The organism is Paenibacillus sp. EKM212P (assembly GCF_011066115.1).
GTDB lineage: Bacteria > Bacillota > Bacilli > Paenibacillales > Paenibacillaceae > Paenibacillus > Paenibacillus polymyxa_B.
In genome coordinates this window covers 98,163-109,784 of sequence record NZ_JAAMNR010000007.1, presented here as the reverse complement: position 1 = coordinate 109,784, position 11,622 = coordinate 98,163, and the positions used below count along the sequence as shown (strand labels likewise).

Genomic DNA, 11,622 nt, shown 5'->3' with positions numbered 1-11,622 from the left:
ACTCCTGTTCCTTATTAAGCCTCTCGTCTCTATGCTCGCATCGCGTCTTTTGACGCACCTCCATCAGCCTACCGTTTTTTTGGAATTGCGTTCAGGCAACTGTCCCCCGCCAACAGGCTCCTTCGGACTTGAAAAGATCGCTTTCAGCGCTCTTCTATAACCTTGAATGGCAGTATGATTTTTCTTGGGCTTTTCTCTCAAAATCTGATACAACGTTGTCCAATATAGTGCTGCATAACCAATCGGTCCAGATCCCTCGTCACGCAGCAAATGAATATGATTCATCACCCGCATATAAGTAACCTGCTCCATATTGTCACGCGACGACGGCGATTCGTGATGAAGCAGCGTAAGCGCCGGGTTAATGTATAACGGACCGCTTTTCATCGCGATGCGCGAAAGTAACAAATCCTCGCCTACGCTATAGCTTTGCAACCAAGGTACCGGCTCCAGACCGCGAATCGCCTCACGACGAAATGACATATTACAACCATGGAAAAACTGGGTCCTAAACGTCTTCTTGGCCTTATGCCAGTTGTACATCGAGCCGGACTGACCGCTGAGGGACAGCCTTCCTTTGGACAAAGACTGCTGGAATGACAGCAAGCATCGAATCGTTCCCATGAAGCTGTTACTCATTCCCTGTGCAATACCGCCGACACCAGCGGCCTGCGGGTAAGCCTCATAGGTACGCATCAACTCATTCAAGTAGTTGCTCGGCAGCTCAACGTCATCGTCTAGGAACAAAATGATGTCACCCTGCGCAAGTTCAGCTGTCTTTACACGAGATAACCATAATCCCGGCTGCTCCTTACGATGATATCGGTAGGTAATTCCCGCTCTGCCCAACTGACGCTCATAACGTTCCAGCACATGTTTCGGCAGTTCTCCGTCGTCAATAATCCATAGCTCGGTTTCACATGCCTCCGGTGCTCCCCCAATGGCAATTGAATTAATGCATCGGGTCAGATCGTCAACCCGATTTCGGGTGCACAGAGCAATGGACAAGCTTAACATCATACTCCCCCTTTATCCTGTCAATGTGTATAAAACGGATTACTGAACCGCCGGGCCTAAATATTCGTTATATTTTTGCTTGCGCGGGTTCAGAATGAACAATACCCCCTGCTTGTATCCATCTGCGGCATTAAAATTGCGACGCAGCGTTTCTTTGAGCATCAAGTAGGATAAGGTCCATAAAAGGGCTCCATACTGAATCACTCCAGCCTTTTTCAAGGCAAGAAAATAATAGTGGTTAATCGCTGTAGCCTTGGCTACTTTGCCCGCCTTATCGCGCGAGCTTGGAGATTCATGATGAATGATGGTTAGGTCGGGATTGATAACCAATTTGCCGTAACGGCTCGCCAACTGGCACATGTACAAATCATCAGCCACAGCATAACTGGTCATCCACGGATACGGCTTCATGTCCCGAAGCGCATCTCTCCGAAATGACATATTGCAGCCATGGAAAAATTCTGTATCGAAAACCTCAGTCGCTTCGCCCCAACGCAGCAAAGAACCTGCCAGACTACTAGGCGAGAGCTTGCCGAGGGATGAAGACATCTGAAATGTCAAAACGCCCAGCAGCTTTCCTGCCCGGCTCGAATGTAATCCCTTTGCAATCCCTCCAACACCCACAATCGTTTCATCCTGATCATAGGTATCGAGCAAGCGCCGGATATAGAGTTTATCGTCCAGTTCTGCATCATCGTCAAAATACAGCACAATATCATACCGCACAAGGGACAAGGCCTCATAGCGGGATAACCAAACGCCGGGACGACTTTTTTTATAATATTTCAAAACGCTTTGAGGCAATCCGGATACCATGTGACGGTACTGCTCGATCTGTTGGTCGGAAATATCGCCGTCATCAACAATTAGCAGTTCTACAGCCGTATGCTCCAATTGCTGCTGTACTGCAATAGATTGTATACAGCGTGTCAGGTCTTCGATCCGGTTGCGGGTACAAATGATGATGGAGACATCGGACATGCCATTACCTCCTGTGTGTGTATCCAGATGCTTTGGAAGAGATATTCTAAGTTTTTCCAATTGCTGGATTATATATGTTTATTGTATCTTTGACAGCGTTTTAGTGTATATACCTCTTTTGTATACTTTTTCAGTCTCCAAAAGGGTAGACAATCCTCTAAAAAGAGCAAAAAAATAGGATTGGCTTCTAGTGCCAATCCTGATTTACCCTTGGAAGTCCAGAAACAACGTCGCATTCACATACCGACGTGCCATGGACAAAAAATAACTATTTTGCACCGCTACTGCTGCCACCAACAAAGTATTACGCACCGCTTCACACTGGTTAGGGGTCAGATGCTGTAAACGACTGGTATATTGATCAGCCGCCTGAACCAACAGTTCCTCTGTCGCACCTTCCTGACGCTGCTGTCCTGTAACGGAATTTCCGTTGTCCTTTGCATAGCCTGCTCCAGCAACATCGAGCAGTTGGTCTCCGTTCGCATCCAGCTCCTCAAACAAAGTTGAATAGGCGGCGTACAAATCGACCGGCTGAATCAGATCGTCCGTATCATCTTCGGGTTGTTGGAACAGGATATGAAATAGCTGACGAATGGATTCAAAATCAAGACATGATTTTAAATCTTCCACAATGAGCAATATAGCTGCCTGGTTGACCGAGTATTTTTTGCCGATCTTCGGAGCGCCGAGAAATTCCTTGAAGTCGCGTTTGACCCAATTTTGCATAGATGCCAGTGAGACATGGCTGTATTCGACCAGTTGACCCAGGGAAACGATCTCCTGCAGCGAAAAGGCTGCTCTGTGCTTACCCTTGATGATTTTATCTAGCACAGGTGTCACGTCGGTGTATAAAAATGTCGGCATCGTGCTCCCGGAACGGGCGAGATGGCTATGAGTGCGCCTCCAGGCGTCCTGCAGAACGGCCAGAGGCTGCAATTCGCGGCGACCTTCCATGGCCAGCAGCAAATGGGCCATATCACGACGAGTAAGGGTAAAAGACTCCATCTGCTTTCCTCCCTTTCTTACATTTCAAGTTCATTTGAACTCATCATACGCCCTCAAACTAGGCTTGTAAAGCGAAGCAATGAGCCGTGCGGGTTCTATTATGCCTTATTTTCCGTGTAAATTGGAGGTAGGTGACCTGCTACGATTCCATATGAACCTTGTATATTTGCTTTTAAGTTCTTAAAATAAGTTCAAGTGAACTTAAAATGGAGTTCCTTAAAAAATTGAACGAAAAAGGGATGAGTGAAAATTATATGGGTATAGGTGTCAGTCTATTTTTGTTTGCGGTGTTGATTTTATTTAGTGCTTTCTTCGTGGCTACCGAGTTTGCGATTATTAAAATCCGTTCCAGCCGGGTTGATCAGCTGGTCGTGGAGAACCGTAAAAACGCACTGGCGCTACAAAAAGTCGTCAATAATCTGGACGGCTACCTGTCCGCCTGTCAGCTTGGTATTACGATTACAGCGTTGGGACTCGGCTGGCTCGGTGAACCGACCGTAGTCAAATTGCTGGAGCCTCTCTTTCAACAGCTCAACATCAATGGGGATTTTTCACATATCCTGGCCTTTATTATTTCATTCGTCATTGTAACTTACCTGCACGTGGTGATCGGCGAACTGGCTCCCAAAACATTGGCGATCCGCAAAGCGGAAGCTGTCAGTCTGTTAACCTCTCCAGTCATCGTGTGGTTTAACCGGATTATGTATCCGTTTATTTGGCTCCTTAACGGCTCGGCCAATCGTCTGGTTCGTCTGTTTGGTCTTCAACCGGCTAGTGAGCATGAAGAAGCGCACTCTCAGGAAGAAATTCAGATCATTTTGTCCGAAAGCGTGGAAAGTGGTAAGATCAATAACACCGAATATGGCTACGTAAATCGTATCTTTGCATTTGACGAGACCGTTGCCAAAGAAATTATGGTGCCACGTACAGATATGGTATGCTTGTTTACAAATCGCTCGCTACAAGAAAACATGCTGACTATTCACGAAGAGCAGTATACCCGTTTTCCGGTGGCGACAGACAGCAAGGATCAGATCATTGGTATGATTAATACCAAACAGCTATTCCTTGAGTATGATCGCAATCCAGAGCTTGTTTTCGATAGTCTGATTCAACCAATCTTGACCGTTCCGGAAGTTATCCCCGTCAACACACTGCTGAAACGTATGCAGAAGGAGCAGGTTCATATCGCTCTCCTGGTCGATGAATACGGTGGAACATCCGGCCTCATTACCATTGAGGACATTTTGGAGGAGATTGTTGGCGAAATTCGGGACGAATTTGATAAGGATGAACGGAAGGAAATCGAGAAACTGACGGAGAACAGTTATTTGATGGATGGTAAAGTGATGCTTTCCGATCTGAGTGATCTGACGGGCTTGGCATTGGACGATGAAGACGTGGATACTGTCGGAGGGTGGGTGTATAGCCGGGTTCCGGAACCTAGACAGGGCAAGGAATTCATAGAAGATGATGTGAAATTTATCATTCGTGAAATGGGTAAAAATCGTATTCGTCGGGTGGAGATTATTTTACACCATACATCCCCCGCATCTGAATTGGAAGCAGAATCGGACACTTCTTCCCGGGAGTGAACCGTGTGACCTGAGCGTTTATCTTTGCTCTTGTGACACTTGCGTTCACTCCTACTGAAATGACATATTTTCAGGGCAAACGACTTAGGTCGTTTGCCCTGCACGCGTGTAAGGAGGAGCTAGTAAAGTGGATATTTTATCTTCTATTATTATGGGAATTATTGAAGGACTGACAGAGTTTTTGCCGGTCTCTTCCACGGGTCACATGATCCTCACGGCTAATCTTCTAGGATTAAACACAGAGAATGATACGGTCAAAACGTTTGAGGTTATCGTGCAATTAGGTGCTGTGCTGGCAGTCGTCGTATTATACTGGCGCAGATTCCTGAGCCTGTTTGATTTCAGACGCAAAATCTCGAGCCAGCCACGTCTAAACCTGTTACATATTATTTTAGCCATGATCCCTGCGGGCCTGATTGGCGTACTGTTCCGTGATGTAATTAAGCAATACCTGTTTGGTCCTGAAACGGTTTTGTACAGTTTGGTGATCGGGGGCCTGCTCATGATCGCGGCTGAGAAATTTCATCCGCCTATTAGATCACATACGCTGGATGAGATCACGTACAAACAAGCATTTACCATCGGTATGTTCCAAGTCCTAGCTCTATGGCCAGGCTTCTCCCGTTCAGGCTCAACCATGTCTGGGGGCCTATTCGCACGTGTAAGCCATACGGCAGCCGCAGAATTTACATTCCTCGTATCTGTTCCGATCATGCTGGGTGCATCGGGTATTGATATGATCAAAAGTATGGATCATCTGTCTATGAGTGATTTTCCAGTGTTCGCAGCCGGCTTTATTACTGCCTTTATCGTCGGAATGCTGGCGATCAAAACATTCCTCGGTCTGCTCAAACGCTTGAGCCTGACTACGTTCGCCATTTACCGCTTCGTGCTGGCGGCTGTGTTCTTTTTCATTATTTTATAAGCCATCGTTTGGTACCAATAACTAAAAAGGGATATCCATAGGGTCTGAATGATCAGCCTTGGATATCCCTTTTACTATTTTGCAGAAAGGATAGATCGTACTGAACTATCCCTATCATGCGTTCTGATTATTGTTTGGATTCCAGCGTAGTCAAATATTCCGAGATTTGAGCTGGCGTTTTAGCGTATTTGCTGTGCAAATGAGCAATTTTTTCGCCATTACGGAAAACGAGCAGACTCGGAATGCCACGCACTTGATTTTCTTCGGCAATCGGCTGGAATTTCTCTGCATCAAGCGCATAGAAACGCTTATCTGCGTTTTCCTCAATAATACCGTCCATAAATTTATCCAGTGTCTTGCAATCCGGACACCAGGTTGTATCAAATTTCACGACGGTCAGACCGTCACCGTTAATTAAATCCTGATATTGCTGCTGAGATTCGATGCGTTCCATTCGTTGGTCCCTCCTAGAGTGTATTTATAACGTCTCCATATTCACATATGAATAATAAACCGAAGCTTATTCTTATATTGTAATGATTCTTTTATAAATTGCAACTGGGATAGGTACATGTTCGAACACTTGTCCTATTATTGCTCGGATCAGCGGTATTGCGCATCATAACGATTGGCTCGGCTGATTTGCTGTAGCGTCTGCCGCTCTTGCCTGGTTAGCGGTGCAATATCCGCAGCAGAAATATTATGCTCCAATTGTCCCAAAGAGCTTGCACCCGGGATCACAGCAGCGACAGTCGGATGTGAAAGACTATAACGAATCGCTGTCTGCCCCATACTACGGTCGGACCCTGCAAATGCCTTTAATTGCTTACGCACATCCAACAGCTCTGCTTCATTGTAGTCCAGATATCCCTTGGCTATCTTCCCTTCCCCTTCGTCAGCCAATACACCACTGGCCACAGGCCCACGTGCAATCACGCTAATTCCCCGCTCCTGAAGCAAAGACAGTACCTCCTCCTCTGCACGCCGATCCAGTAAACTATACTGATTCATAACACTAACGATATTCGAACGTTCGACATATTCACGGATGACATGAGGGCGAATGGAGGAAATACCATAGTAACGAATAACGCCCTCCCGCTGTAGTTGCTCAAAAGCCTCTATGGTTTCGTCCATCGGATCGTCAATCGTCCCTCCGTGCAGCTGATACAGGTCGATGTAGTCCGTTCCAAGGCGCCGCAGGCTCTCTTTAACAGCAGACAGAATATATTTCTTGGATGGGTCCCATCCCCAGCCCTCCTGCCCCGATATACGCCGGTTGCCGACCTTGGTCGCCAGGATGACCTCCTGCCGCCGTCCACGGATCGCTGCACCTACAATTTCTTCATTGCGTCCGTGCTGGTACAAATCTGCCGTATCCAACAGGTTTACGCCCCTGTCTAGCGCTTCATGAATCAAGTAAACACCTTGCTGCTCCTCCGTACCGACCGACATGCATCCCAAACCAATCTCACCTACCAGCAAATCCGATGATCCCAGGCGGTTTTTTTTCACTTATACTCCCCTCACTTCCAACAACGTATAACATTAAATTTTTAATATTCCTCTATTATACGAAAAAAATATACAAAAAAAACAACTCCAAAGACATAGAGACTCCACGCTCTCCAATCCTTTGAGGTTGTTGTATGAGATTCGTATTCCATTCATGCTATCCGAACAGCCATTGGACGGCCTTAGGAAATTGACGCTGAAAACAATCCACACGATGCACTGCATCCTGATCCAACTCAAGAAGCACATCTTTTGCATCCAGTCCCTGTGTCCGCAGCATCTCGTGTGCCTGGAGGGTCAGCGGAACCATATCTTTTTGTACATTCGTTTTCCCTTCACCTTCACGGGTCCCAACAGATATATAAAAGCGATGTATCCCATCCCTCACAGTTGCACAAGATGCAGATCGCATATAATCAATCATACCCGGATACCAATACGAGCCTGAGATGGAACCGACGCGTCCGAATACGTCCTTATACTTGAAGGCGGCATACATGGAAATTAATCCGCCCAATGAGGCGCCGATGATGCCCGTATGCTCCGATCCAGTGCGCACTGGATATCTTGCCTCGACGTACGGCATTACTTTTGTAACCACAAACGCCAGATAGGCATTTCCGAAACCGCCAAAAGCAGGTCTTCCTTCTACTAAAGCCGCTGCCTTCCAAGGCGTGTAATCATCCAGTCGATTTACGGGATCAATACCTACCAGCACCACACGGGGCAGCTCTCCCGTAGAAAAACCTCTTTCCAGCTCATCCAACCCGCTTAGAAATAAAGAGCTGCCATCCTGCGCATACAGCACAGGATACAGCTCATTATGATTCACGGAGACGGGAGGTGTATAGATGTGTACAAGGTACCCATCTAATGGAATTTCATCTATATGACCTTTCATCCTACACAATCCTCCATGATGTGAATGTATTCATTACAGTGCAGCATCCATTTCCTTGATCATTTCAGATACGGATTCCAGACCATTACCTGACAGGTACCAGTAGTTAGGATCAAGGTATACAATATGACCGTTTTTAAATGCATTGGTTTTCTTCACCAGTTCATTCTCCATGGCTTGTTTGCCTGTAACCTGTTCCTTGCCTTCTTCGACCACCACAGCCCCACGGTCAACGACAAAAATATAATCCGGATTTTTTTGCTGTACATATTCAAAAGAAACCTTTTGACCATGAGTGGATACTTTAATGCCAGGATCTACAGGGGTTACGCCAAAAGCATCATGAATGATACCGAAGCGAGATTGTGAGCCGTATGCGCTCAGGCTTCCTTCATTCGTCAGCACGATCAGTCCTTTAGCTTTGCTCGCTACAGCCTTGTCATGTACGGCCTTGATGGAGCTATCAATCGCAGCCAGTTCCTGCTTGGCAGCATCTTCTTTGTCGAAGATTTGACCCAGTGTTTCAACGTTTTTCTTAAAGGAATTGATATAATCCTTGGTGTCTACAGCCATCGAAATGGTCGGTGCAATTTTACTCAACTCTTTATATGCATCAGCTTGTCTGCCGCCGATGATGATGAGTTCAGGAGACAGATCACTGATTTTCTCGTAATCCGGTTCAAACAGCGTGCCCGCACTTGCATATTTGGAATCTTTATATTTGCTCAAATATGTAGGAAGATCCTGCTGCGCTACCGCCGCAACGTCTACGCCCAGCTTATCCAACGTATCCAGTGAGCCAAAATCAAATACAACAACATTTTTTGGATTAACTTTGACTTGGACCGGGTTTTCATCGAGTGCGTGTTTGACCGAAATGGTTTTGGATTCTGTGGTTGCAGTCGAGGAGCCATCACCTGTCGCTTCCGGTGTTGCCGGAGCCGCTTTGCCACAAGCCGACACGATCAGTACCAGTGCAAGCATCAGCGTTAAAAACATCATATTTTTCTTCATTTAACATTCCCCCTAAGTGAAATACACACAAATTTTATGATCACCGATCTGTTGAATCGGAATATCCATATCGTACAAATCCTTTAATACCTGACTATCGATCATCTCGTCAGCCGTTCCTTGTTTTAGCAACCTGCCATCCTTCATCCCTACAATATAGTCTGAATAGCAGGAGGCAAAATTAATGTCGTGCAACACGACCAGAATCGTTTTGCCGAGATCATCCACCAAACCGCGCAACGTCTTCATAATCTGAACCGAATGCTTCATATCCAGATTGTTCAGCGGCTCATCCAGCAGGATGTATTCTGTGTCCTGAGCCAAAATCATGGCAATAAAAGCCCGCTGTCGCTGTCCCCCACTAAGCAAATCAATATGCTTATCTTTCATATCCTCCAGTCCCATGTAGGCCATAGACTGCTCCACCATTTTGCGATCCTCGCTGTTCAATCTGCCTTTGGAATACGGAAAACGGCCGAAGCTGACCAGCTCCTTCACGGTTAAGCGAATATTGACATCATTGGTCTGTTTTAAAATAGATATCTTCCGGGCTAGCTCCTCACTTTTCGTCAGGCTCACGGCCTGTCCGTCTATGAGGATTTCTCCCTCATCACTGTCAGTCAGGCGACTGATCATCGACAACAAGGTGCTTTTTCCAGCGCCATTAGGTCCAATAAAGGAGGTAATCGTGCCTTTAGGTACAGTGACGGATACCTGATCCACCACATTTTTATTCCCGTAGCGTTTGGATACGTTTTTGACTTCTACCATGATTTATTCTCCCGCAGCAAAAGGTACAGGAAGTACACCCCCCCGATAAAGTTAATAATGACGCTGACCGTTGTCGACAAGTCGAATACTCTTTCTGCCAGCAGTTGGCATCCTGCCAACGCAATGACACTGACACAAATAGAGGCCGGAATAGTATAACGATGCTGATAGGTTTTCATCACCTGATAAGCCACATTGGCCACAATTAATCCGAGAAACGTAATCGGCCCAACAAGCGCTGTAGAAATGGAAATGAGAATCGCTACAATTACCAGCAGTCTTTTAATGATAAAACCATAAGGAAGACCCAGGTTAATCGCATGCTCCCGCCCGAGCGACAGCACGTCCAGATACTTGATGAATCTCCACGCATAAGCGAATACGAGAACAAGAATGAATACAGAAAGCCACAGCAGCTCGGTATTTACGTTGCTGAAGCTAGCAAAGCTCTTGTCCTGGATTTTCGCAAATTCGTTTGGATCAATCAGTACCTCCATAAAGGTAGATAAACTGTTAAACAGCGTGCCGAACACCAGACCAATCAGCAAAAGTACATAAATCCCGCGTCCATCTTTGCGGAAAATTAATTTGTATAGCAGTCCTGCGAACAGCACCATCAGCCCCACCGATATCAAAAAGTTCAATTCTTTGCTGGTCGAAATGAAAGGGACGGAACCAAATGCAAAAATAATCGTCGTCTGAATCAGCATATACAGTGAATCCAGTCCGATAATACCGGGAGTCAAAATCTTATTATTCGTAACCGTCTGGAAAATAACGGTTGCAAAAGCAATGGAGCCACCTGTCAGAATGAAGGCTGCGATCTTTTTCAATCGTCGTGGCAGCGCGTAATGCCAGGTATGCGGAAGATCTATAAACACGAAAGCAGCAATCAACACAAGCGCGGCAGCGGCTAATATTCCGATTTTTAATTTAGGATTCATAAGCCCTTCTCCTCAGCAGCAAATACAAGAACAACGCGCTCCCGATCACACCAACCGTAAGCCCTACAGAAATTTCATACGGATAAATGATCACCCGTCCCAAAATGTCGCAAAACAGCACAAAGACGGCGCCCAAGATCGCTGTATGGGCCAGGCTTTTTTTCAGATTATCCCCCATGTACATACTGACCAGATTGGGTACAACCAGCCCCAAAAAGGGAATCGTCCCGACCGTTAAGATGACAACAGAGGAAACCAAAGCCACGATCACCAAACCAACATTGACGGTGCGCTTGTAATGTACACCCAAGTTGGCCGCAAAATCCTCACCCATGCCTGCAATTGTAAAACGATTCGCATATATGTACGCCAACGCAACCAAAGGAACACTAAGATATAGCATCTCGTAGCGACCACTCGTGATTAGAGAAAAATCCCCCTGCATCCACGAAGAAATGCCCTGGATCAGATTGTATTTGTAAGCAAAAAAGGTCGTTACCGAATTTAAAATGCCTCCAAACATCAAACCGACAAGCGGGATAAATACCGGGTCCTTGAAACGGATTTTATCCAGTATTTTCATGAAAATCAGTGTTCCTCCTAGAGCAAATCCAAAAGCCGTCAGCATCTTCGTCCAAAATCCTGCCGCTCCAAACACCATAATAGCCATCAGCACACCCAATCGTGCCGCATCCATCGTCCCTGCGGTGGTGGGCGATACAAATCGGTTTCGGGTAAGCTGCTGCATGATCAATCCACAGATACTCATACTCGCCCCTGCGATAATGATACTGATCAATCGTGGGAATCTGCTAATCAGGAGCACCTGCGCCTGATCGTTGGTTAAGTGGAACACATCAAGTGGAGTTACATCATGAACACCAATAAAAACCGAGGCGAAGGCCAGTACCAGAAAAGCCAGTATTAAATAACGCAATTTCATGTTCTAACCAA

The 11,622-nt window shown here is 46.2% G+C and carries 12 protein-coding genes; 2 read left to right on the top strand and 10 right to left on the bottom strand.

The genetic code is table 11. From position 1 onward, the window contains the following. Positions 1–63: 63 nt before the first annotated feature. The 3 genes from G9G54_RS19815 to G9G54_RS19805 form a co-directional block, all read right to left on the bottom strand. Entirely contained in the window at positions 64–1,017 is a 954-nt protein-coding gene (locus tag G9G54_RS19815) for a glycosyltransferase family 2 protein (protein ID WP_061828925.1), read from the bottom strand. A gap of 39 nt (positions 1,018–1,056) precedes the next feature. After that, positions 1,057–1,998, bottom strand: a complete 942-nt coding sequence (locus tag G9G54_RS19810; protein ID WP_023990348.1) for a glycosyltransferase family 2 protein — start codon at positions 1,996–1,998, stop codon at positions 1,057–1,059. Positions 1,999–2,202: 204 nt separating this feature from the next. Then, positions 2,203–3,003 (bottom strand): DUF1836 domain-containing protein, encoded by an 801-nt coding sequence (locus G9G54_RS19805; protein WP_165179317.1) that lies wholly within the window; start codon positions 3,001–3,003, stop codon positions 2,203–2,205. A 224-nt stretch (positions 3,004–3,227) separates the two neighbouring features. Between G9G54_RS19805 and G9G54_RS19800 the strand changes: the two genes are divergently transcribed. Together G9G54_RS19800 and bacA are read left to right on the top strand one after the other, a co-directional pair. Further along, positions 3,228–4,598: a hemolysin family protein gene (locus tag G9G54_RS19800; protein ID WP_165179316.1), complete on the top strand. Its 1,371-nt coding sequence runs from the start codon at positions 3,228–3,230 to the stop codon at positions 4,596–4,598. Positions 4,599–4,725: 127 nt separating this feature from the next. Continuing rightward, on the top strand, positions 4,726–5,523 hold the full coding sequence (bacA, locus tag G9G54_RS19795; RefSeq protein WP_103048284.1) for an undecaprenyl-diphosphate phosphatase: 798 nt from the start codon (positions 4,726–4,728) through the stop codon (positions 5,521–5,523). A 127-nt stretch (positions 5,524–5,650) separates the two neighbouring features. Here bacA and G9G54_RS19790 read toward each other — a convergent pair whose 3' ends face one another. From G9G54_RS19790 to G9G54_RS19760, 7 genes are all read right to left on the bottom strand, one after another. Further along, positions 5,651–5,977: a thioredoxin family protein gene (locus G9G54_RS19790; RefSeq protein ID WP_165179315.1), complete on the bottom strand. Its 327-nt coding sequence runs from the start codon at positions 5,975–5,977 to the stop codon at positions 5,651–5,653. A 149-nt stretch (positions 5,978–6,126) separates the two neighbouring features. Beyond that, entirely contained in the window at positions 6,127–7,038 is a 912-nt protein-coding gene (locus tag G9G54_RS19785; RefSeq protein WP_165179314.1) for an aldo/keto reductase, read from the bottom strand. 157 nt (positions 7,039–7,195) lie between these two features. Beyond that, positions 7,196–7,939, bottom strand: coding sequence for an alpha/beta hydrolase (locus tag G9G54_RS19780; RefSeq protein WP_165179313.1), 744 nt, complete (start codon positions 7,937–7,939; stop codon positions 7,196–7,198). A gap of 33 nt (positions 7,940–7,972) precedes the next feature. Further along, positions 7,973–8,953, bottom strand: a complete 981-nt coding sequence (locus G9G54_RS19775) for a siderophore ABC transporter substrate-binding protein (RefSeq protein ID WP_165179312.1) — start codon at positions 8,951–8,953, stop codon at positions 7,973–7,975. Positions 8,954–8,965: 12 nt separating this feature from the next. Further along, positions 8,966–9,724 carry an iron ABC transporter ATP-binding protein gene (locus G9G54_RS19770; protein ID WP_039273792.1) on the bottom strand — a complete coding sequence of 253 codons (759 nt, stop codon included), beginning with the start codon at positions 9,722–9,724 and terminating at the stop codon, positions 8,966–8,968. Further along, positions 9,718–10,668 carry an iron chelate uptake ABC transporter family permease subunit gene (locus G9G54_RS19765; RefSeq protein ID WP_165179311.1) on the bottom strand — a complete coding sequence of 317 codons (951 nt, stop codon included), beginning with the start codon at positions 10,666–10,668 and terminating at the stop codon, positions 9,718–9,720. The genes G9G54_RS19770 and G9G54_RS19765 overlap by 7 nt, the downstream gene beginning before the upstream one ends. Then, positions 10,658–11,611, bottom strand: a complete 954-nt coding sequence (locus G9G54_RS19760) for an ABC transporter permease (RefSeq protein ID WP_165179310.1) — start codon at positions 11,609–11,611, stop codon at positions 10,658–10,660. The genes G9G54_RS19765 and G9G54_RS19760 overlap by 11 nt, the downstream gene beginning before the upstream one ends. Between the last annotated feature and the right edge of the window lie 11 nt (positions 11,612–11,622).